This is a genomic window from Acinetobacter kookii (genome assembly GCF_900096895.1).
Lineage (GTDB): Bacteria > Pseudomonadota > Gammaproteobacteria > Pseudomonadales > Moraxellaceae > Acinetobacter > Acinetobacter kookii.
On sequence record NZ_FMYO01000001.1, the window covers coordinates 1 to 22,842 of the forward strand.

A 22,842-nucleotide genomic window follows, 5' to 3' on the forward strand; every position below is an offset into this window, starting at 1 on the left:
TCAAAGTTAAGATGATGGTGTGACAATTTTATATACTCCATAAACCTTTTAAATTAATTAGGTGGTTTATGTCGCACTTCAAGTTTTACTCTGCCCTCAGGAAATCCTGTTTGATAACGCTAAAACGATCATGATTGAACGGGATGCCTATCAGGAGGGGCAGCAAAAATGGAATCCCAAACTGCTCGACTGCGCTAAGAAGTACAGCTTTCGTCCTCGCGTATGTAAGTCCTATCGTGCACAGACCAAAGGCAAAGTTGAACGCTTTAATGGATACCTCAAATCAAGCTTTATTGTGCCATTGAAAGCAAGCCTGAAGACTTCGGGTTTACTGTTAGATGTTAATGTCGCCAATGCCCACATTGGCCGGTGGCTGCATGAAACCGCCAATCAGCGGATTCATGCCACCACGCAAGAAAAACCGGCTGTTCGACTGCAACAGGAGCAGCAAAAATTTACGCCATTACCGCAATCAGATACGGGTTCTGGCACTGTACCTGTTGCAGCAGCACAGCATGTCATGCCCTACGAGAGTTTGCAGCATCCCTTATCGGTATATGACCAGTTGCTGGGAGTTTCCTGATGAATCTGCAATACGACCGTATAGAGCAACTTTGCCAAAAGCTCAATCTGCCTGCCATCGCATCACAATGGTCACATCATGCACAACAAACATTAGGTCAAGATGGAAGTTATGCCGACTTTGTTGAAGCGATCTTGACGCATGAATATGCTGCCAGGCAACAGCGCAGCCAGCAGGTACTGATGAAACTCTCAGGCCTGCCTCAAGTCAAAACCCTGGAAGACTATGATTTTAATTATGCCCTAGGGGCCCCTAAATCACAGGTGATTGAACTGTTCAATCTGAGCTTTATTGCTAGAGCAGAAAATGTGGTGTTTCTCGGGGCTAGCGGAGTAGGAAAAACGCACTTATCTATGGCATTAGGCTATAAGGCCATCATGAACAACATTAAGATCAAGTTCATTACCGCAGCGGATTTAATGCTGCAACTAAGTACAGCCTATCAGCAAGGTAAACTGAAAACTTATATGCAACGCGTGATACTCGCCCCGAAATTACTGATTATCGATGAAATTGGTTATTTACCCTTTGGACGTGAAGAAGCGAATCTATTCTTTAACGTGATTGCCAAGGGTTATGAAAAAGCCAGTACGATATTGACGAGTAACTTACCCTTTAGCCAATGGTCCAAATCCTTTGCAGATGATGTCACGTTGACCGCTGCGATGTTAGATCGGTTATTGCATCACTGTCATGTGGTACAAATATCGGGTGAGAGTTATCGTTTGAAGATAAAAAAGAATAGGGATTCAACCTCAGGTTGAAACTTAATACGAAATCAAGGGGGTCAATTTTACTTTGCCATTTGTAAGGTAAAAGGGGGGCAATTTTAGAATGCCGTTGACAACGGCAAAGCTGTAGTAATGGCATAGATACACCTTGCAGCGACAAACTAGGTGTCAAAGCTGGGTAAGTGAATTACTAGACTTCACTGTATTTAGTTCTCAATTTTAAATTTTATTAAAGGAAGTATGAAAATCATACTTCCTTTTCAATCTGTTTCACAATAAAACTTTAGAGTTGAAGCAACAGATCAAATCTAAATCAGATTTGAAAAATAATTACGGTGGATACTGTCCTGTGGTAATAACTCTAATAAACGCTGTACCGCATCAATTCGGTCATGTGTTTGTCCAATAATTCTTAATAATTGATCGATATCCTTTATTTGATAGATCAACTGGCTCAAACGGGCATCAAAACAATGTCTCCAAGTGCTGAGTAAAGGGCTTTCTGATTTAGAGAGAAAGCTACCTTTATATAGTGAGAATGTACTGGAAATAAGATTTGCATTTAATGATTGTTCAGCACATAAAAAATCACATTGGACTTCACAACTAAGCCTATAAATGCGAGCCTCAATTGAATGAGGTAATAGGCTACGAAGTTGTGAAAGCTCAGCCTTTAGGGTTTTTAGGCTGACACTACGCTCACCATAAAGGGCATAGTGTAACTCTTCTAAGCCAATTCCATGGGGATGCAAAGCTAAAATGCAAAGTATTTCAATTTGACGGTGACTCAAGTTTAAAGTTTGCCCATTAAATTGAACCCAAGGCGAACCTAGCGCTTTAATGTATAAAAAATTTTTCTGTTCAAATTTTATGGCACGCTGTATTAAGTCTGCACAGCGTTCCACAGCAAGAATGCCTAGAGGGGTATGTTTTTTATATTTTGTGGAAAGATTGATAATGCCATGAAATTGACCTGAAGTCGGATCCCAGATAGGTGCTGCATAACAGACCCAATCACGAACGCTGTCCATTTGGTTTTCATGAGAATAGACGCAACTTGATATTTGGCTGTTTAACGCCATACCAATCGCATTGGTTCCAACTGCCTGTGTAGACCAATGTCCGCCCTCAATAAAATGAACTTGTTCAGCAGAAGAAAGCATCGCTGAACTACTCCATGTCCACAAGAGAGTCCCGTGATGATCTGTAAGACCAATCGCCATATCTGAATCATTTGCTATTTTGAGTAAATCTGCATAATTATGCTGAATAGAACGGCGGAATAAAGACGTTTTATCTTCTTGAGGCAATGCTAAAACAGGGGCAGCATGCACAGTAGTTTGATTAATTAAATGGGTTGTTTGCAGCTTTTTTGCAGGTGCTGTATTGAACAGGTTCATATCATATTCCTTTATGATGAGACTGTAATATTTTAAAACTTTAGAAATAAGCTTCCAAATTTATAGTGATTTACGTCATTTCTTCTTGCTTCGATTTTAAATGCTTTTATCTTTGCTTGATTAAATCATATCTTTTGGCTTTACCAGTCCTTGAGTTACTTTAAAAGGGTTCTTATGGGCTGAAAATGACTATTTCCATCTGAAATGTTAATAAACGTAACCGTCATATTTATCAATGAAGCATGTAAATAATGAAAAGTCATTCACGTATATATGGGGCAGGTACAGACTCTCCATAATACTGACGGTCTGCAAAATAACTTGATCGTACTAATGGCGCACTCCAAATATTTTTAAACGCTAAGCGCTCTCCATGTGTTTGATAATGCTTAAACTCTTGCAACGTAACAAAACGATGAATTGGCGCATGAGACTTAGATGGCTGTAAGTATTGACCGATTGTGACATAGTCAACGTGGTAATCTTTCAAATCATTTAATAAGACAATAACCTCAGCCTCGACTTCTCCTAAACCGACCATCAAACCGCATTTGGTTGGAATATCGGGACAGTAGTGTTTAAATTTCTTGAGTAAATCCAATGAATGCTGATAGTTAGAGCCTGGTCGCATAGCTTTATACAGACGTGGCACGGTTTCAATATTATGATTAAAAACATCAGGTGGGTTTTGGCTCAGAATCTTCAGGGCAATATCTGCACGACCACGAAAATCAGGAACCAAAATTTCTATCAGAGTCTCTGGACTGGTTTGACGAATTTCTCGAATGCAATCTGCAAAATGCTGTGCACCACCATCTTTTAAGTCGTCTCGATCAACAGAAGTAATCACGACATACTTTAAGTTTAGATTCTTGACTGTTTCAGCCAGATGCTTTGGCTCATTAGTATCTAGGATATTAGGACGACCATGTGCGACATCACAGAATGGGCAGCGTCGAGTACAAATATCTCCCATGATCATAAACGTTGCAGTCCCTCCGCTAAAGCATTGTGGCAAATTGGGGCAGGCCGCTTCTTCACAAACCGTATGTAGTTCCTGTTGTCGTAATAAATCCTTAATGATTTGAACTTCCTCAGGTTGACTAATTTTAGTCCGAATCCATTCTGGCTTTTTCGGTGTCGTTTCCGTTGGAACAACTTTAATTGGAATACGCGCCATTTTTTCAGCGCCACGTAGCTTCTTTCCAGTTAATACTGTGTTATTTAAATCCATTACAAACACTCCATCATTTAAAATAATTAATATATACCCTGATATTAAATAAACTGATTTAAATGGATTAATAATATTAAAACAGGGCAAAAAACTTATCATATAAAACAAAGGTTGGTTAAAGGTTTGTTTTTGTATGTGATTGAACTATTGTAAAATTTTACAAAAATTTTTAATTTCATAACCTTCTGTTTTTAATATTTATCTCATCTTTTTATGGATTATATTTTTTTAGTCTAATATGAAATTAAGTAAAAATATTCTTATATAAATATACGATTTAAAAATCCAATTATTCAATTTTGGATTTTCTTTTAAGCGTAGTAAATAAGGAACAAAGATATGCAATTAACGGAAGAGCAATTGCTAGCAGCATACAAAAGAATGCGCGACATTCGTGAATTTGAGGATCGACTTCACGATGAAAACAATACAGGTGATATCCCAGGTTTCATCCATCTCTATAGCGGTGAGGAAGCTGTTGCAGTAGGGATTTGTGAAAATTTAACAGATAAGGACTTCATTACATCAACACATCGTGGTCACGGACATTGTATTGCTAAGGGCTGTGACATTCACGCCATGATGTTAGAAATTTTTGGCAAAGATGATGGTTTGTGTCGTGGTAAAGGCGGCTCAATGCACATTGCGGATTTAGATAAAGGCATGCTCGGTGCAAACGGTATTGTAGGTGGTGGTCCACCTTTGGCTATTGGGGCAGCTTTAAGTGCTAAAACACTCAAAAATGGTGGGATTGGTCTATCTTTTACCGGTGATGGCGGTTCAAATCAGGGCTTAACTTTTGAAGCCATTAATATGGCTGTTGTGTTAAAGCTTCCTGTCATTTTTGTTTTTGAAAATAACGGTTTTGGTGAAGGTACTGCACATGATTATGCCGTAGGCAGTAAAGATATTGCAGGCCGAGCAGCAGGTTTTGGCTTACCCGCTGAAAAAGTAGATGGAACAGACTTTTTTGCTGTGTATGAAGTTGCACAAAAAGCCATTGAACGTGCCCGCCGTGGTGAAGGCCCGAGTGTGATTGAAACGGTAACCAACCGATTTTATGGACATTTTGAAGGTGATCCAGGGCTTATCCGTTCTAAAGAAGAACTGGATTATGTCAAAGAACATAAAGATCCATTGAAAATATTCCGCGAAAAAGTCAAAGACAAAATTGACGAAGCCAAGCTCGATGCGATTGACGCTCAGTCTAAAGCCAATGTAGACGATGCCGTTGCAAAGGCACGCGCAGCTAAGTACCCAGAAGTCTCTCAGTTACTTACTGATGTTTACGTCTCTTACTAAAGGAATAGTAGAAAAATGCCAAATAAAAGTTATCGAAACGCGATTAAAGAAGCAATTGAATTAGAAATGCGCCGAGACCCAAGTGTCATTGTGGTCGGTGAAGATGTTCGTGGTGGGCATGGTGGCAAAAATACCGATGACAATAAACTGGAAGGTTTTGGCGGTGTACTTGGTGTAACCAAAGGCTTATGGACTGAATTTGGTTCTGAACGAGTCATTGATACGCCAATTACAGAATCAGCGATTATTGGTATGGCGGCAGGGGCTGCTGCAACGGGTTTAAGACCTGTAGCAGATTTAATGTTTATGGATTTTTACGGCGTGTGTTATGACATGCTGTATAACCAAGCGGCTAAATTCCGCTATATGTTTGGTGGCAAAGCCAAAGCGCCACTCGTTGTACGAGGCATGATCGGTGCAGGTTTTTCCGCAGCAGCGCAGCATTCTCAGTCGCCATATAACGTGTTTGCCTCAGTGCCTGGTTTAAAAGTGGTGGTGCCTTCAAGTGCCTATGATGTAAAAGGGTTGTTGATTCAAGCCATTCGAGATGACGACCCAGTAGTCTTTTGTGAACACAAGTTGTTGTACGACATTAAGGGCGAAGTGCCAGATGAGTCCTACACTATTCCTTTTGGTGTCGCAAATTACACCCGTGAAGGCACAGATATCACCATTATAGCCTTAAGTTTGATGGTGCATCGTGCCAATGAAGTCGCTGATAAGCTCGCAAAAGAAGGCATTTCGGTTGAAGTGGTTGACCCTAGAACCATTTCACCATTAGACGAAGATGGCATTTTAGAGTCAGTAGCTTCAACAGGTCGTGTGGTGATTGTAGATGAATCAGCAGCACGTTGTGGTTTCGGACATGATGTGGCTGCGCTTATTGCCCAGAAAGGCTTTCATTATCTTAAAGCACCAATCGAATTAGTCACTCCACCACACTCACCCGTACCATTTTCACCAGTACTAGAAAAAGAATGGCTACCTAGTGTAGAACGCATCGAACAGGCTGTACGCAAGACGTTGGAGGCTTAGGATGAGCGAAATTAAAACTTTAGAAATCCCAAAATGGGGTTTGTCCATGGAAGAGGGTACGATTGCCCAATGGCTGATTCAGGAAGGTACCCAATTTAGTAAAGGACAGGAAATTTGTGAAATTGAAACCACAAAAATCGTCAATGTATTGGAGGCACCTTTTGATGGCCTGCTACGAAAAATTATTGCTAACGATGGTGACACACTGGTCGTAGGTGGAATCATTGCAATTTGTGCAGACGCTCAAGTTTCCGATGCAGAAGTTGAAGCATTTGCACAGTCTTTAGGTGGAACACCTGCTGTAACTGAAAATAAAGCGGTAGCAGCGGTTCCTGAAAAAGTCGATGTGGCTCAAGTTGAAACCAAAGTACAAGCTGCTCCTAAACAGAACAGTGTTGGTAATGGATCAAAAGCGGTGACTCAGGGCGGATATTCTATTCCTGATGAGTTACAAGGCTACCAACAAAGCGATGATATTTTTGCAACGCCACATGCCTTGAAATTGGCTGAAAAGCATAATGTAAACTTGGCTCAGATTACGGGTTCTGGACGTGAAGGCCGTATCAGTGTTCAAGATATTCAGGCCGCAGTTCAAGCTGCTGGTGGTTCTTGGCCAGATGTACGTCATCAAGCTAGTACGAAAGCCGCGAAATCTAAAGCAGATGATAGTGATGTTCTAGCAACACCTGTTGCTCGCCGTTTGGCAAAACAATGGGGCATTAATTTGCATGATTGTCGTGCATCGGGTTCACGTGGACGAGTCTGTAAGGAAGATGTTGAAGCTGTATATCAACGGGAAAATCCTGTACAAGCTCAACATACTGAGTATGCGCATCCAACAGAGTCAGCAAAATTCACCACCGTAGCTATGAATGGTATGCGTAAAGCAATCGCTGCACGGCTACAAGCGGCAAAACGCAATGCACCACATTTTCGCTTAACGATAGACTTAAATGTTGAGTCGGTTCAGGCTTTGCGTCAGCAAATTAACAGTACTGTACCGCAAGTCAAACTGTCCATTAACGATATGCTGATTAAAGCTGCTGCTGCTGCACTGATTAAAGTTCCACAAGTTAATGTTCAGTTTGATGAAGAGAATCAGCAGATTTTACAGTTTGAACAGGCTGATATTTCGGTTGCTGTAGCCATCGAAAATGGACTGATCACGCCAATTATTAAAGCAGCGAACCGTAAATCTTTGGCGCAAATTTCCAATGATATGCGTGATCTGGCGACACGTGCCAAAACTGGAAAATTGGCACCTGATGAGTTTCAAGGGGGCAGTTTCAGTATTTCCAATTTGGGAATGCTGGGTATTCAACAGTTTGATGCCATTATTAACCCGCCTCAAGGTGCAATTCTAGCCTTAGGTGCAGCAGAGAAACGTGCTGTAGTTGAAAATGATGAGATTGTTGTTCGTGAAATGGTGACCGCAACATTGTCTTGTGATCATCGTGTCATTGATGGTGCGTTGGGTGCTCAATTCTTATCGGCATTTAAGCAGTTTGTCGAAAATCCTGCATTAATTTTGGTGTAGGAGGAATAGTCATGTCAGATACACAATTTGATCTTGTGGTTATTGGTGCTGGTCCTGGAGGATATGTCGCTGCGATTCGCGCAGCGCAACTGGGATTAAAAACGGCAATCGTTGAAAAACAACACTTAGGCGGAGTATGTCTTAATTGGGGATGCATTCCAACCAAGGCATTATTGAGCGGGGCTGTGCTTGCGCAGCAGTTCAAACATGCAGGGCAGTTTGGCTTTACGCTTAACGCGATTGATTTTGATATTCAAAAACTGGTCCATCATAGCAGACAGGTTTCTGAGCAACTGGTGCAAGGTATCGGTCAACTATTGAAAAAAAATCAAATCACTGTTTTTAACGCAGCAGCCCAGTTTATTGCCAAAGAGCAATTAGAGCTTACAGATGCGAATGGTCAAAAACAGCAGATTTCTGCACCGCATATTATTGTCGCAACAGGTGCACGTGCGGCCAATTTGCCTCATATTCCTGTAGATGGCCATCAGGTCTGGAGTTATAAAGAGGCTTTAGTTCCGGAACAATTACCAAAATCTTTACTGGTCATTGGTTCGGGGGCTATAGGCAGTGAGTTTGCAAGCCTATACCAAGACTTAGGCTGCCAAGTTACCTTGGTTGATATTGCAAAGCAGATTCTCCCTAGCGAAGACATTGAAGTTGCGAAGTATGTACAAAAGCAATTTGAACAGCAGGGTATGCAGGTTTTAACCGAAGCGACTGTAAAAAAAATAGAAACTGATCAGGCTCAAGTACATTGTCATATTGAAACTGCCACAGGTGTGCAAATCATTACTGTTGAAAAGGTGCTTTCAGCTATTGGCGTGAAACCGAATGCTGAAAATCTTGGCCTAGAAGCTTTGGGAGTTGAATTTGAGAATGGTTTTATTAAAGTCGACTCATGGTGTAAAACCAATGTAGTGGGCATTTATGCAATTGGTGATGTCGCAGGTGCACCGTGTTTGGCACACAAAGCCAGTCATGAAGCCATTCTTTGTGTGGAGAAAATTGCAGGCCTAAGTCATGTACATGCTTTAGATCGTACACAAATTCCGGGCTGTATCTTTACCCATCCACAAGTGGCCAGTATTGGTTTGACAGAACAGAAAGCGAAAGCTACGGGCTTGAATATCAATGTGGGTAAGTTTCCTTTACAAGCGAATGGTAAAGCATTGGCTTTGGGCGATAGCGCAGGATTTATTAAAACCATTTTTAGTCAGGAAACGGGTGAATTGTTGGGTGCTCACATGGTTGGACATGAAGTCACCGAACACATTCAAGGTTTTGCCATCGCGAAATACCTAGAAGCTACAGATGAAAGCTTAGCGCAGGTCATTTTCCCTCATCCTACTTTGTCTGAGGCGATGCATGAGTCGGTCTTGTCGGCGATGCAACGTGCAATCCATATTTAAGGAGTCGCAACATGCCTAGAGGTTTAAACAACAAAGTTGCTTTAATTACGGGTGCGGCACAAGGCATTGGACGTGGTATTGCCTTACGTTTAGCACAAGAAGGTGTTCATATTGCCTTGGTCGATCTTCATCAAGAAAAGTTAAATACTGTTCAAAAAGAGGTTGAAGCCTTTGGCGTAAAAGCCACCACATTTATTGCGGATATTTCAGATCCAATACAAATCATTGACGCTATTAATCATGCAGAATCGACACTTAATGGTTTTGATATCATGATTAATAATGCAGGTATTGCACAAGTCAAAGCTTTGGCAGAAGTAACGCCGAGTGAATTTAACCAAATTATGAACATCAATGTCGGTGGTGTACTTTGGGGGATTCAAGCCGCAGCAAATAAATTTAAACAACGCCAACAGGCTGGAAAAATTATTAATGCATGCTCAATAGCAGGTCATGAAGGTTTTGCTTTACTCGGTGTTTATTCGGCAACTAAATTTGCAGTTCGTGCATTGACGCAAGCTGCGGCTAAAGAATATGCCAGTGCTAAAATTACGGTAAACAGCTATTGTCCAGGTGTTGTTGGTACAGACATGTGGGTCGAAATAGATCAGCGGTTCTCTGAAATTACAGGTGCACCAATTGGTCAAACGTATAAAAAATATGTAGATGGTATTGCTTTAGGACGTGCTGAAACACCAGATGACGTGGCTGCATTAGTTGCATTTTTAGCCAGCGAGGATGCAAACTATATTACAGGTCAGTCTATTTTGACAGATGGTGGAATGGTTTACCGTTAATATCAACATAAGGAATACACAATGAAAGCAGCTCGTTTTTATGACCGAGGGGATATTCGAATTGAAGATATCCCTGAACCGAAAGTACTTCCAGGCACAGTTGGAATTCAAGTTGCATGGTGCGGTATTTGCGGTACAGATTTACATGAATTCATGGAAGGCCCTATTTTTATTCCACCTTGTGGTCATCCACATCCAATTTCGGGAGAATCTGCACCTGTAACAATGGGACATGAATTTTCAGGCGTAGTTTATGCAGTTGGTGAGGGTGTAGACGATATCCAAATTGGACAACATGTCGTAGTTGAACCCTATATTATTGCGGATTATGTCCCGACTGGCCCCAATGATAAGTATCATTTATCAAAAAATATGAACTTTATTGGTTTAGGCGGACGCGGTGGTGGTCTTTCTGAAAAAATTGCAGTTCAGCGGCGTTGGGTACATCCTATTTCAAATGATATTCCTTTAGACCAAGCAGCATTGATAGAACCTTTATCTGTCGGTCATCATGCCTATGTCAGAAGTGGTGCAAAAGCTGGTGATATCGCACTGGTTGGTGGAGCAGGCCCAATAGGCCTACTTTTATCAGCCATTTTAAAGGCCAAAGGTCTTACGGTTATCATCACTGAACTGAGTGCAAAACGTAAAGAAAAAGCGATAGAGGCTGGTGTTGCCGATTATGTATTGGATCCATCTCAGGTTGATGTGGTAAATGAAGTAATGAAAATTACTCAAGACCGCGGTGTAGATGTTGCTTTTGAGTGTAGTAGTGTGAATAAAGTTATGGATACACTCGTCGCAGCGATGAAACCAACTGGTGTCGTTGTAATTGTTTCTATTTGGAGCCATCCTGCCACGATTAATGTACATAGTGTAGTGATGAAAGAACTAGACATTCGTGGCACGATAGCTTACGTCAATGACCATCAGGAAACTATTCGTTTGGTTGAGCAAGGTAAGATTAATCTAGAACCTTTTATTACCCAACGGATTGCATTAGATGATCTTGTTTCTAAAGGCTTTGAAACATTGATTCATAATAATGAGTCTGCTGTAAAAATTATTGTTCATCCGTAGTAACGCCTAATTTCAAAGACAAATTTGAATAAGCTAGAGATAAACTCTATGTAGCTATTTCTAATATCTTTATCGATAGAGAATGAGTCTGTACGTACAGATTCATTCTCAAATTTACAGTGTTGAGTGCCAGTATGATTTTGATCATAGAGCCTAGTAAAGATAGAAAATAAGTTTTTAAATAAACCATAGGGATATAGACTAAATTTTGCCAGGAGAGTGGTGGCAGTCCACCACCAATTAAAAGGTGTCTACAAAATCATTGGCTATTCAATAAGTTTAGTTTACTGTTTAGTATAAAATATTAGGCTGAGGTTGGGGTTTTGAAAGCTACGATTTCTGTTTGGCTTTTTGGCGTAAGACATACAAATATAAGCTTTCTACTTTTTCACGTGCCCATGGTGTGGTACGTAAAAATCTCAATGATGAACCGTACCGGGTTTGTCGGAGACCAAACTTTCTGAGATGAGACGCATTGCTTCGCAAGACGTAGCGAAGCGTAGTGATCCGATGAAAAAACCTAAATATACCCCTGAAATCAGAGATAGAGCGGTTCAATTATTGATTGAATCTGAAAAAGATTATCCATCAAATTGGGCTGCGATTGTGCCTAAAATTGGTTGCACTCCTGAAACTTTACGAGTTTGGTATCAAAAATATTTAGATCAACAAAATTCAATTAAAGTACAGCAACTTCCATATCAAGAACGTATTAAACAGCCCGAACGTGAAAATAAAGAAGTGCAACGTGCGAATGAAATTCTCCGTAAAGCAGCCACTTTTTTCGCCCAGGTGGAGCTCGAACGCCCACACAAATAATGCTGGATTTCATCCATAACAATAAAGACCTATATGGCGTTAAGGCGAATTGTAAGATTGTACCGATCGCAGCTTCTACCTATTAATTTAATTAAAAATGGGGGTATTACCCCTAGATCTAGTTGATGGGAAGCTTCGCTTCGCAAGGGAACATCAAACAAAGCGAGATCTACATGATTTGCATCATGCTGAATAAATTAAACGAATTTGGAAAGAAAGCTCCGGGCGTTATGGCATTTTAAAAACATCAGACAGCCTATCTAAGAGATTATTTATTGGTCTACTATGATAAGACTAACCCGTTAAGCTAGGTGGCCTAACTTAAATAAAAAAGTCTCCGACAAACCCGGTACAGTTCAGTTAGATGTTCTATTGAATCATAAGCTGAAGCATCAAAACACTCAGGTAACAACGCCTTTAATGACAAATCTACTTTATCAAATATCTTTTTAACACTGGCATAACTTAAAGCAGAGTAGGGAGGCTTTAAAGATGTAAATAAAATTTGTGAAGGAATTTCTTTTCGGATTTCATTTATATAAATTTGAAGAATTCTATAGTCTCGTTCCTGTAGTTTTATTACTCGGTATGAATATTCATTTTTGATTTTTGGTTTTTTTGATCGTTCATCGAACTCATCATCTGTATTTGTAATAATTAAACTAAAGTTATGTTTCTGAATTGATTTTTTAATGGAATTGGTTGTTAGTAGCATGAGTTCACCAATTCTAAGACCATAGTTAAGCATGAGATGTATGATCAGAAAGTTTCTGAGTTGTACGTTTTTAGATCTAAAAGGATTTAATTCATTGTATTTATTAGAATTACTTGGTGAAATAACTGAATACAATCCTTTAATCATTTCCTGATTCATACTCTTAAAATTGTGATTTATCTCACTTTTAATTGTTTTATTAGCTTTTGAAAAATTATTTATAATTTTTTTCTTTATTGTCATGTATTTATTCAAGTTTTCTTTAATTTTTTGAATCTCCTTCAAAGTAAGTTGTGGCTGTGATTGGATGCTTAGGTATTCATCAATCAAAAAGCTGTAAAACTTTAGAAAGGATCTAATTCTATGACCAATTGTCGTGTAATTAGTATGGTCTGTATTTCTTAGCCGAATAAGATTGCTTTCAATTTTTTTATTATTTTCTAAATAGACAATGAAATTATCAATTTCACCTTGAATGATCTCAAAATTGTAGGCTGTCGAGTAGAACGACTCACAAAAGGATGTCGAAAACTTTTCATGCCAAAATTCATACCAAAATTTTATTGCTATCAAATCTGCATGCTGCGTGGATATGCTTTGAAATCTAAGGAACTTCATTGTGTACAGCATGGGGTACAAACATGGACAAGATGAATCCAGATCAAATAAAAGAATAATTTGATTTTCGTTTGAGACTTTCTTTTCTAAATGAATTGTTTTTAAAGCAAACATAGTAAAGTTTATGAAGTATTCTTGAGGTCAACATATCATATTTTATAAGTGAAATAGAAATCACTTAAGTTATTGAATTGTGGTTTAAGTAAGAAGGATATGAAGTTATGATTAGGTGTATCGGATTTAACATAATATACATTATACGAAATCAAATATCTTCGGAACATCCCCAGTATTCCTGACTACTTACTTGTTGCTTAGACAACTTAAACTTATTTATTGAATGAATACACTACAGCTATACCATACTCAGAAAGCTTTATTCTTTTATAGCTCTACGTTCTACATTACACTTCGCCAAGCCATAGCTGCAAATGAACAACTATAACTGTTATATAAATATTTCACTTTTTTGTATCTATAGATGTTCTATTACATCGTCAATAATCAATCTAACAGATAGACAAATTGAGACAGTCTGATGAACAATCAAGAGCCAAAAAAGCAGCAAAAATACGCTGACAGTGAAATTTCAGATAAGGCTTTCAAACGAGCCATTATTTGGTTTGGAATTTACGCTTTATTGTTCTGTATTGGTGTGGCATTTGTGGTTGGTGCAGATAACTCATATCTTCCCTAATTCCTCTATCACTAAATTTATGATCAAGCAGCATATTTAATGAAAACATGCTGCTTTTTAGTTCAATGATATTGAATTTTAGTTTGCATATATTCACCATAAACTGAAAGCTTTTCAAAAATATGTTCTGAATAAAACATATCATCTATCAGCAATTGCGCTTGGTCAAAGCTATATAAATTTAAAATTTTCAGCAACTTGGCATTAATTTTGGAAAATTTTGTACAAAGCTGGATATATTTATCATTTTTATTCTTAAATAATAATTGTAACATATTGATTTTATTTATATCTAAGTATTCAGATTGTTGTTCCAGCGCAATGACCTGTATTTGTACATGTAAAAAATAAGCAATGAAATCAATCAGTTCCAGATTAACATTTAAACGTGTAATACAGATTATTCTCGATACTTTTGAATTACATAAACTATTGATTAAATTTAGATAAAATGAATCTTCAGTTGTCATTTCTTCATCATTTAATTGTAAAGACAGTCCCAGGCTGTCCAATAATTCATCAAAGTTAAAGCTAAGGTTGTTATGGTTCGCCTGATAATAACGCGACAAAATGCTCAAACTTTGTTTATTTTTAACTGTGTGATAAATCACCTTCTGGTTCAGATTCGCCAATATAAAGGGTGAGAATAAATAGGCTAAATCTTCAACCTGCTCTGTAATAGGGTCTTGCAGAATCACGATCTGCCCTGCTTTCTCTATCTCTCTGAGTTTTTTTGCTCTTACTAATGTGGCTTCAACATTTACATATTTTTGCTTGAGTAAGCTTTTAACCTGCGAAGAAATTTCGTATCCTGCCAGCAACTGATTGATCAAATTAAGTTGCGATATTTCAAACATTTGTTACTCCATTTCAACCTTTTACACACCTTCATCACACGTTTGCATGAAGTGTTCGCCAGTATCGCAAATTTTTTTAAACTTCATAGATACAGCATTAATCATAAAATTTATAACAGATCAGTATTTTTAAAAAAATCTGTTATAAAAATACTTTAATATTAATTAAATATCGCTATATTTATATACAGTCACTTTTCATCAGTCATCTTTCAATATGTATAAGTCAGAACAGCTTGCTCATCAATTAAGACAATTGATAGAAAGTGGCACACTGAAAGCCCATGAAAAACTTCCTTCTTTACGTGAACAAGTACAGCTTTCCGGTTTTAGCCTGATAACCGTGATGAATGCTTATCAAGAGCTTGAATCTAGAGGCTTGATTTATGCGAAAGAAAAATCTGGCTACTACATTGCAAATACATATGCCGAGCATGACTACAATGCACCTTTAATTGTTTCTCTCAATTCCAATATTGAAATCAATTCATTAATTTTTAAATATCTGAAATCCATTCAAGGCGAACACATCGTTCCTTTTGGTTCAGCATTTCCCTCCAGGGATTTGGTCTACTCCAAAAAACTGACCCAGATTATGGGACAAATTGCGCGTAATAAAAAAAGCTATGATGCCATTGATAACTTGCCACCGGGAAATTTTGCCTTACGCAAACTGATTGCGCAACGCTATTGCATGCAAGGTATACCCACTGATCCTGATGACATTGTCATTACATCGGGTGCTATGGATGCGCTGAATTTGGCTTTACAGGCGATTGCCAAACCGGGTGACTATATAATCCTGCAGCAAAATATTTTTTATGGCGCCTGGCAAGCAGCCGAACGCTTAGGCCTGAAAGTGGTGACTATTCCTGAACATCCCAAACATGGATTTGATCTGGACGCTTTTGAACATATCTTAAAAACCTATCCGGTGAAACTCTGCTGGTTCATGCTGAATAGCCATAATCCGGTAGGTTTTACAGTTTCAGAGGATATAAAGTTTCAAATTTCAAAATTATTGCATCAATATCAAGTTTATATGATTGAAGATGATGTATATGAGGAAATGTATTTTGGGCATAAAAAGCCTTTGCCCATGACCTATTATGATCAAAATAATTTAGTTCTACACTGCTCTTCTTTTTCGAAAACCCTGGGTGCGACGTTTCGGGTGGGTTGGGTGCATGCCGGAAAATATTCACAGCATATTCAGCACCTGCAATTAATGAGCACGATCTCGGTCAACTCTTTACTACAAACCGCATTAGTGGAATTTTTGTCCAACTTTCATTATGAAAAACATCTGCGCAATCTACGAAAAAACTTACAGCATAATAAATTATTATTTTATAGATATTTAGAGTTAAATTTACCCCCTGAGTGTAAAATCGAATATCATCCGAGCGGCTATTTTTTATGGCTAAAACTGCCCAAAAATATAGATAGCATGCCTATTTATGAAAGCCTGATCCAGCAGAAAATTGGCATTGCACCAGGACAACTTTTTAATATTACCGCACAAAAACAGCATTATTTAAGAATAAACTGTTCATTTGAATGGTCAGACTCAGTTCAGCATTCACTTGATCAGGTTATTGTTACGCTGCAAAAATTTATAAGAGATGAATAGTTTAAATTGACAGCGGGTATTGTCATGACTATGTTGTAAAATGATTTTGATCGGCATGGTTTTGTTATGCTGATCGCTATTAATACAAAATGAAAAACAAAAAAATATAGGGAAATACAGGATTATCACGAAATGGAATCGCAAAATTCTAAACGTATTCATGCATTTGATAATGATGTCATGTCAGATCTAGATGCCGTAGGTATCGCACAATTGATTCGCAACAAACAGGCTTCCGTACAAGAAGTCACCGCAGCGGCTATCGCACGTGCACAACGTGTCAATCCGCATCTTAATGCAATTCAGCTTGAATGTTTTGAGCGTGCTTTAGCAAAGCCACATTTCAAGCAAACAGGAATTTTTGCTGGTGTTCCCTTCTTTTTTAAAGACAATACCGATTATCAGGGCTTGACAACCAATCATGGCTCTAAAGCTGTAAATGGTAAAACCGTATTAATTAATCCTAAAATCAGTCAACAATTTTTAGATCAGGGCTTTGTGGTTTTAGGCAAAACGACCCTGCCAGAATTTGGTTTAAATGCCACCACCGAGTTTCAGGATGGCAGTGCAACTTTCAATCCATGGCATACTGACTATTCTTGCGGTGCATCTTCGGGTGGTTCGGCTGCCATGGTTGCCTCAGGTGTCGTACCTATTGCCCATGCTAATGACGGTGGCGGTTCAATTCGCATCCCTGCTGCCTGTTGTGGTCTGATTGGTCTTAAACCGAGTCGCGGTCGTACCTTTGACAGTGATGCCGCACGTTCTTTGCCGATTAATATTATCAGTGAAGGTGTCGTTACCCGTAGTGTCCGGGATACAGCTTATTTTTATGCAGGTATGGAACAAAGATTCCATAATAAAAAACTGCCTAAAATCGGTTTAATTGAACACCCTAACCAGCGCCGTTTACGTATTGGCCTGGTTACCCAATCCATCACCGGTCAAATTGATCAGGAAACTTCATTCACCCTCAACCAGACTGCAAAGTTACTGTCAGATTTAGGACATCATGTTGAAGAATTCCAGTTACCTATCTCCATTAGCTTTGTTGACGATTTTAGTGAATATTGGGGCTTTTTGTCCTTCATGCTGCAAACTTTTGGCAAAAAGGCTTTTGGTGCCGGATTTAATGCCAAGCAGCTGGATAACTTAACCGTGGGGCTTGCCGGACTCTATAAGAAGAATTTTTACAAAACGCCCTTATTTTTATACCGTTTAAAAAGAATGCAGCAACAGTATCAAGACATTTTTAACCAGTATGATGTGCTCCTTTCACCCGTATTAGCCCATACAACGCCACAAATTGGTTATCTATCGCCTCGGCTTCCATTCGATCAATTATTTGACCGGATTCAAAATTACGTTACTTTTACTCCTATTCAGAATGTGGTGGGTGCTCCAGGAATGTCAATTCCGATGGGACAAACGCAAGTGGATGGTTTGCCAATTAGCATGCAACTTTCTGCCAATATTGGGGATGAAAAAACTTTAATTGAATTGGCCTATGAAATTGAACAGGCAAAACCCTGGCGTAGAATTCAGGATGCTTGATCATAAAAACAAATAAGGAAGCTGCTCACTTCCTTATTGCATATCCTATTAAATGCAATGATTTAATGTCTTTCATCATTATTATTGCCCCCTCTTTATTTTTCTCTTGCGCTTGATTTTAAAACACTGCTTAAAACCAGGCTCAGGGAGAAATAAAAGGGACTTAGAAAGGTATCTATTGAACCTCAAACTCAATACGACGGTTTTTCCGACGTCCCTCAGCAGTGAGATTGTCAGCAACAGGTTGATTTGAACCAAAACCTTCTACGGTTAAATTTTCAGCTGCAATATTTTTCCCAATTAAATAGTTTTTAACTGCTGCTGCACGCTGTTGGCTCAAAGTCAGGTTTTTATCTGCATCACCAGAGCTATCCGTGTGACCAATCACCTTCACTTTCTTGCCACCGACTTTATTCAAAGCTATCGCCATTTCATCTAAAATCTGTTGACCGGATGCAGTTAAGGTGGCACTTCCAGATTCAAATTCAATAATACGGTGCTTCAATGCAGCATCAATCATTTGCTGCTCCGCTTGGTTTACGGATAACTGTGCATTCAAGCGATAAGGAGCAGATACCAGACTTTGAAATTTTGCAGTCATTGGCTGAATGGTATTTACATTATTGAGTTTGCCGGATAAATCCATCTGCGTACCACGTACCTTCAGTTTACCCTGTTTGACTTTTTTTAAATCCTCGGTAATGACATGACTGATCGCATTACTCCAGCCATTCGGAGCTGTTACAGCACGGACTTGAATCTTGTCAATGATATTTTCCTGACCATACATGATGTACATTTTATTTAAAATTTCTTGTTTACTGGCTTCATTGGGGACTGCCCCCTCAATGACAACCGGTGCTGTATGAGTCACTATAGATAAATTCAAAATTAAAAAAGCGCCCTGAAAAATTTTTTTAATGCATTGTTTTTTCATAATATTATATTCATTAATAAAGGTTTTTCTAAACATTTTCATGTCTTGGATGGTGCTAAGCTGCTTTTTATTCATTATGGTATAGCTCCAGCACTATTCGTTGTATTTGTTTTAACCACGGTTACAGGTACAGGAGCTGTCTGTGCCGAAACAACACGAACCGATTTATCATTTACGACCTGATCCACCAGTTGCATGCCGGCGTACCCTCGACTCGAACCAATATGGCCTGAATTGCCACTAATCAATCGGAAATTTACTTTCACAGCCAAACCAGGGTTTTGCTGGTCTTTCCAGATCATTTCAAAATAATTTCCCCATTGGGTACGTTGGGCATGATCAATGAGGCGGTTAATGCCATATTCTCCCGGTTCATCAAAAATGGTATGCGTTTGTCCTTGCAAATCTACTGCGGTAATACGTGCTCCAGGCATAGCTCCCTGATTTGGCCAGACAAAATTCACCCATTGTTGAACGCCATTTTCATAAACCATTCTTTGGCCATCAATATCAATGGTATAAGAAAGCAGTTGTGGATTCTCTAAGGGATAAAACTGGAAATTTGATGGATTGACTGTGGCCGTTCCTGTGGTTTGGTTCAACTCACCGGTGGCCATGCCATTATTAGGGGCAACATAACTTTGGAAATTCATCACAAATTGTGGATTGAGGTTAATTCCCAAATCTTTCCAGGTTTTAGACGTTAATAGATAACCTCGACGAATGACCAGTGGATCAAGATTGTCTTTGACAAACCGTGCAATACTGCCATTTTCACCCAAAATTTGACTGATTTCCTGACGGGTTGCTTGCAAGGTCGCAGAAGCAGTGAATGGATATTTTTGGCTTAGGTTAGCCATAAATGGCTGATTGGCCTGTATCATCCATAATTTATTTATTTCATGTTGTGCGGGAATCAATAAACCTTCAAAGGATTGGGTTAATGGACTCATCAATAATTTCTGCAAAACTTGTTGATCCCGCTCATTCAGGCCAACCGTCATTTTTTCATCAATCATTTTTTGGCTATGATTAAACACAGAGTTCTGATCATTAATCGTTTGCCTGACTAGAATGATTGCTGCAGGACCAATTTCCCCTGCACTTTTCAAATCATTGAACTTGCTCCTCACCCGGGCCAATGATTGCATGTATTCATCTAATAAAGATTGGTTTTGTTGATCATCACGTTTACGCACCATTTGGTAGAACATCTGGAATTCTTTTGAAATGGTGCCCTGTGCCTGACTCGATGCCTGTTGTACGACTCTAGGTTCATTCCGGTTTAAAACTCTAGTTTTAAACCACGCCATGAATCCCGTTTTGGGTGTAACCAGTTCAGCCTGAATGACTGGATTATCCCAGCTGGTTTCTTTAGCCACCTGCTGGACAATGGCTCGAATGGGTGAATTTTCTGGCTCTCCCAAGATTTCAATATTTTTTGCTTGCCGGTTAAAATCGTTGGCTTTTGCATAGTAAATGCCATTTAAAAATTTGTGCCATTCAGTGATATATTGCTGTTTATATAATGCAGTTAATTGCTTACGAATCTGGTCTGAACTGCCGCTCAACGTCAGATCATCCGATTGGGTGATATTTAATACCCAGTCTTTGCTATCGGTTGGGCGGTTTGACGCATCATCAATGGCTTTTTCTACATATTCTTGCCAGGCTTTATATGTAAACATGCCAGGTAAGGCATAACTTCCCAGTACAGTATTTTGATTATTTTCCCCAACGATCTGTTTTATCGTTACAGCAGGATAACGCACTGCAGCGCGCATTTTGATTTCGTTATACACACGATCCCGTGCAGGCATCCCCCGAATAACAGCCAACAAGACCTGACGGGTCTGATCTACCAGCAAAGGGTCAGCTTCAAGTATGGGAAATTTTTGATCGTTTGCCAGCGCAAGGCTATAGGATAATATCTGCTCGGCTTTCTGGATTATTTCACCCCGTGGCACTTGTCCTCGGTTTGCATCCAGCCAAGGACGCCAGAAACGAGTCAACTGATCGCCTAAATGGCTTGAATCCATATATTGAGAATTACTCAGCATCAAATAAGCCTTTAAAGCATTGTAAGCATCCTGAGGATTGGTTTCAGAGGGTTCCAAATATTGCTGATTTTTAACTCCCTGATTTATTGTCACATTGACATGGTTGGCTTTTAAAGTGGCTTCATTCGTTTTTATACGTTGTAAATACTGCGCAATATTCTGCTGGGTCGGCTGCAAAAGCAGCTGTCTAATTCCCGCCAAATATTCGCTTTGTAATTTTTCTCGCAATGTATCACCTTGATACAGACCAAAGCCAAATCGTATAGGCTGATTTTGTTCAAACTGATCAAGCTGCTGCATACGCTCCTGCAAAATGAGCAACGCATCTAGTTGTGTAGAGAGCTGTTGGCCAGATTGCTTTTGCAAATGAACCACCTTGTCTAAATCGGCCTGAACATCGGCAATCAGCTGTTGATTATTGCGATATGACCAAATCCACAAGCTCAATATTATGGAGATTCCCAGCAAGGCAGCCATAAAGGCAACATGACGTTGTTTCTTGCGTTTAGGATTAATATGCTGTTTAACCAGATGCTGGTCCTTTAAAATCACATCCGAAAACAGAGCTTTCAGAAAGTACCCACGGTTCTGTGAAACTGAATGACCCGGCACAGTATTTTCACTCTTTAAGCTTGCTGATAAATGAAAATCCTGTACCATCTGTTCGGTCATTGGGCTTTCAGTGATTCCCTGTTGTAAGGCACTGGTAAAATAGAAGCCACGAAATACGGGTTTAAACTGATAGGGATTGTCTTCAAACAAAGTCGCTATAAAAGTTTTCAGCACCGGTTTTAAGTTTTTAAATTCTAAGGGAAATGTGATTACACTGGGTGAAATATTCTGGCTATGACGTCGGCTAAGATGCGTGTTACTTAATCCTTTTAAACCCTCATATAAAACAGCATAATGCTGTTCAAACAGTGCCATTACATCCTGCACAGCATCTGGTTCGTATTTTAAGGTCGCGCCCCATACCTGATTCAATTCATCGACATCATAACATTCAAAAAAATCGGTAAAGCCTGCAATCAAGTCCATTTTGGAAAACACCACATATACGGGTGCAAATATCTCTAAACGTTCAGTAATGTCTTGAATACGTGTTCTTAAATTCTTAGCCAATTTTATAGATTGTTCAGGACTTTGGCTCGCCAGTTCTGTAATACTGACCATCACAATTAAACCATTCACAGGTGCTTGAGTACGGCTTTTCTTTAATAGATTCAAAAATCCCAACCATTCAGGATGATCTTCAGCATAAGCTGAATAACGTCCGGCAGTATCCAGCAATACCCCTTCCGTAGAGAAAAACCAGTCACAGTTTTTTGTCCCGCTGAGGCCAGAAGAAATACTTTTTTGATGGGAATTTTCAAAGGGAAATTTTAGCCCTGAATGATAAATAGCTGAACTTTTACCTGCGGCAGGATTCCCAATCAGCATATACCAGGGTAATTCATATAATGCCGTGTTGCCTTTTTTGTTCCCCAACTTTGATTTGCGAATCAGTTGGATTGATTTTTTCATTTGCAGGCTGATGAGCTGTAATTCTTGCGTTTCTTTTGGTTGGCCATATTCTGCATTTCTATCCTGCTCAATTGCTTCTGCAAGCACTGTGCCCTGTTGAGCAGGACGATTTTTTTGAACCCGTCTATAGATGCCATAGCCGATGATTGTAAAAACATAAGCTGCAACTAAGGTCCAAAAAATATTTCGCGGAATAGCCGGGTAAGAAGAAACCAGTAACACTAAAATAGAGAGTGCAATAATGGCTTTGGGATGGGTTACATATTGCCAGACATAATTTAAAATAGTGTAAAACATGTGATTCTCATTATTTT

At 39.2% G+C, this 22,842-nt stretch carries 16 protein-coding genes and 3 pseudogenes; 12 read left to right on the plus strand and 7 right to left on the minus strand.

The annotated features are described in order from the left end of the window. Positions 1-94 precede the first annotated feature (94 nt). Together BLP85_RS00005 and istB are read left to right on the plus strand one after the other, a co-directional pair. Positions 95-583: pseudogene (locus BLP85_RS00005) on the plus strand (IS21 family transposase); the annotation flags it as partial. Then, on the plus strand, positions 583-1,347 hold the full coding sequence (istB, locus tag BLP85_RS00010; protein ID WP_143002170.1) for an IS21-like element ISAba8 family helper ATPase IstB: 765 nt from the start codon (positions 583-585) through the stop codon (positions 1,345-1,347). The pseudogene BLP85_RS00005 and the gene istB, both read left to right, overlap by 1 nt. 275 nt (positions 1,348-1,622) lie before the next feature. Here the strand turns inward: istB and BLP85_RS00015 are convergent, their stop codons facing one another. Beyond that, positions 1,623-2,714, minus strand: a complete 1,092-nt coding sequence (locus tag BLP85_RS00015) for a sigma-54-dependent transcriptional regulator family protein (RefSeq protein ID WP_092818106.1) — start codon at positions 2,712-2,714, stop codon at positions 1,623-1,625. 259 nt (positions 2,715-2,973) lie between these two features. Continuing rightward, on the minus strand, positions 2,974-3,948 hold the full coding sequence (gene lipA / locus BLP85_RS00020) for a lipoyl synthase (RefSeq protein WP_092818107.1): 975 nt from the start codon (positions 3,946-3,948) through the stop codon (positions 2,974-2,976). A gap of 342 nt (positions 3,949-4,290) precedes the next feature. On the opposite strand from lipA, the gene BLP85_RS00025 reads away from it, so the two are divergent. Genes BLP85_RS00025 through BLP85_RS00050 form a run of 6 tightly spaced genes read left to right on the plus strand, consistent with a single transcriptional unit; the run spans position 4,291 to position 11,114 of the window. Continuing rightward, positions 4,291-5,253, plus strand: a complete 963-nt coding sequence (locus BLP85_RS00025) for a thiamine pyrophosphate-dependent dehydrogenase E1 component subunit alpha (RefSeq protein WP_075166713.1) — start codon at positions 4,291-4,293, stop codon at positions 5,251-5,253. 15 nt (positions 5,254-5,268) lie between these two features. Further along, positions 5,269-6,288 carry an alpha-ketoacid dehydrogenase subunit beta gene (locus BLP85_RS00030; protein WP_048881927.1) on the plus strand — a complete coding sequence of 340 codons (1,020 nt, stop codon included), beginning with the start codon at positions 5,269-5,271 and terminating at the stop codon, positions 6,286-6,288. 1 nt (position 6,289) lies between these two features. After that, positions 6,290-7,825 carry a 2-oxo acid dehydrogenase subunit E2 gene (locus BLP85_RS00035; protein ID WP_005105901.1) on the plus strand — a complete coding sequence of 512 codons (1,536 nt, stop codon included), beginning with the start codon at positions 6,290-6,292 and terminating at the stop codon, positions 7,823-7,825. An 11-nt stretch (positions 7,826-7,836) separates the two neighbouring features. Then, positions 7,837-9,237, plus strand: a complete 1,401-nt coding sequence (gene lpdA, locus BLP85_RS00040) for a dihydrolipoyl dehydrogenase (RefSeq protein ID WP_092818108.1) — start codon at positions 7,837-7,839, stop codon at positions 9,235-9,237. Between the two features lie 11 nt (positions 9,238-9,248). Then, positions 9,249-10,034, plus strand: coding sequence for an acetoin reductase (locus tag BLP85_RS00045; RefSeq protein WP_092818109.1), 786 nt, complete (start codon positions 9,249-9,251; stop codon positions 10,032-10,034). A 21-nt stretch (positions 10,035-10,055) separates the two neighbouring features. Next, entirely contained in the window at positions 10,056-11,114 is a 1,059-nt protein-coding gene (locus BLP85_RS00050) for a 2,3-butanediol dehydrogenase (protein ID WP_092818110.1), read from the plus strand. 330 nt (positions 11,115-11,444) lie between these two features. On the opposite strand, the gene BLP85_RS15160 is transcribed toward BLP85_RS00050, so the two are convergent. Further along, on the minus strand, positions 11,445-11,600 hold the full coding sequence (locus tag BLP85_RS15160) for a VF530 family protein (RefSeq protein ID WP_257234909.1): 156 nt from the start codon (positions 11,598-11,600) through the stop codon (positions 11,445-11,447). A gap of 24 nt (positions 11,601-11,624) precedes the next feature. On the opposite strand from BLP85_RS15160, the pseudogene BLP85_RS00055 reads away from it, so the two are divergent. Continuing rightward, positions 11,625-12,210 (plus strand): annotated as a pseudogene (locus BLP85_RS00055) (transposase); the annotation flags it as partial. Positions 12,211-12,270: 60 nt separating this feature from the next. Here the strand turns inward: BLP85_RS00055 and BLP85_RS00060 are convergent. Then, a pseudogene (locus BLP85_RS00060) lies at positions 12,271-13,380 on the minus strand (site-specific integrase); the annotation flags it as partial. Positions 13,381-13,804: 424 nt separating this feature from the next. Here BLP85_RS00060 and BLP85_RS14865 point away from each other — a divergent pair. Continuing rightward, entirely contained in the window at positions 13,805-13,963 is a 159-nt protein-coding gene (locus BLP85_RS14865) for a hypothetical protein (RefSeq protein WP_165493301.1), read from the plus strand. A 62-nt stretch (positions 13,964-14,025) separates the two neighbouring features. Here the strand turns inward: BLP85_RS14865 and BLP85_RS00065 are convergent, their stop codons facing one another. Further along, a complete protein-coding gene (locus BLP85_RS00065; RefSeq protein WP_092818111.1) occupies positions 14,026-14,820 on the minus strand; it encodes a hypothetical protein in 795 nt (264 codons plus the stop codon). Between the two features lie 217 nt (positions 14,821-15,037). Here BLP85_RS00065 and BLP85_RS00070 point away from each other — a divergent pair, with 217 nt between their 5' ends. Together BLP85_RS00070 and BLP85_RS00075 are read left to right on the plus strand one after the other, a co-directional pair. Next, positions 15,038-16,453: an aminotransferase-like domain-containing protein gene (locus tag BLP85_RS00070; protein ID WP_092818112.1), complete on the plus strand. Its 1,416-nt coding sequence runs from the start codon at positions 15,038-15,040 to the stop codon at positions 16,451-16,453. 132 nt (positions 16,454-16,585) lie between these two features. Then, entirely contained in the window at positions 16,586-18,007 is a 1,422-nt protein-coding gene (locus BLP85_RS00075) for an amidase (protein WP_092818113.1), read from the plus strand. A gap of 175 nt (positions 18,008-18,182) precedes the next feature. Here the strand turns inward: BLP85_RS00075 and BLP85_RS00080 are convergent, their stop codons facing one another. Then, a complete protein-coding gene (locus BLP85_RS00080; protein WP_092818933.1) occupies positions 18,183-18,944 on the minus strand; it encodes an OmpA family protein in 762 nt (253 codons plus the stop codon). Between the two features lie 74 nt (positions 18,945-19,018). Next, positions 19,019-22,825 carry a type VI secretion system membrane subunit TssM gene (tssM, locus tag BLP85_RS00085; RefSeq protein WP_092818114.1) on the minus strand — a complete coding sequence of 1,269 codons (3,807 nt, stop codon included), beginning with the start codon at positions 22,823-22,825 and terminating at the stop codon, positions 19,019-19,021. Positions 22,826-22,842 lie beyond the last annotated feature (17 nt).

Excerpts from the sequence above, each read along its gene's own strand:
- istB (WP_143002170.1), top strand. The coding sequence starts at position 583 with ATGAATCTGCAATACGACCGTATAGAGCAACTTTGCCAAAAGCTCAAT.
- BLP85_RS00015 (WP_092818106.1), bottom strand. The coding sequence starts at position 2,714 with ATGAACCTGTTCAATACAGCACCTGCAAAAAAGCTGCAAACAACCCAT.
- lipA (WP_092818107.1), bottom strand. The coding sequence starts at position 3,948 with ATGGATTTAAATAACACAGTATTAACTGGAAAGAAGCTACGTGGCGCT.
- BLP85_RS00025 (WP_075166713.1), top strand. The coding sequence starts at position 4,291 with ATGCAATTAACGGAAGAGCAATTGCTAGCAGCATACAAAAGAATGCGC.
- BLP85_RS00030 (WP_048881927.1), top strand. The coding sequence starts at position 5,269 with ATGCCAAATAAAAGTTATCGAAACGCGATTAAAGAAGCAATTGAATTA.
- BLP85_RS00035 (WP_005105901.1), top strand. The coding sequence starts at position 6,290 with ATGAGCGAAATTAAAACTTTAGAAATCCCAAAATGGGGTTTGTCCATG.
- lpdA (WP_092818108.1), top strand. The coding sequence starts at position 7,837 with ATGTCAGATACACAATTTGATCTTGTGGTTATTGGTGCTGGTCCTGGA.
- BLP85_RS00045 (WP_092818109.1), top strand. The coding sequence starts at position 9,249 with ATGCCTAGAGGTTTAAACAACAAAGTTGCTTTAATTACGGGTGCGGCA.
- BLP85_RS00050 (WP_092818110.1), top strand. The coding sequence starts at position 10,056 with ATGAAAGCAGCTCGTTTTTATGACCGAGGGGATATTCGAATTGAAGAT.
- BLP85_RS14865 (WP_165493301.1), top strand. The coding sequence starts at position 13,805 with ATGAACAATCAAGAGCCAAAAAAGCAGCAAAAATACGCTGACAGTGAA.
- BLP85_RS00065 (WP_092818111.1), bottom strand. The coding sequence starts at position 14,820 with ATGTTTGAAATATCGCAACTTAATTTGATCAATCAGTTGCTGGCAGGA.
- BLP85_RS00070 (WP_092818112.1), top strand. The coding sequence starts at position 15,038 with ATGTATAAGTCAGAACAGCTTGCTCATCAATTAAGACAATTGATAGAA.
- BLP85_RS00075 (WP_092818113.1), top strand. The coding sequence starts at position 16,586 with ATGGAATCGCAAAATTCTAAACGTATTCATGCATTTGATAATGATGTC.
- BLP85_RS00080 (WP_092818933.1), bottom strand. The coding sequence starts at position 18,944 with ATGAAAAAACAATGCATTAAAAAAATTTTTCAGGGCGCTTTTTTAATT.
- tssM (WP_092818114.1), bottom strand. The coding sequence starts at position 22,825 with ATGTTTTACACTATTTTAAATTATGTCTGGCAATATGTAACCCATCCC.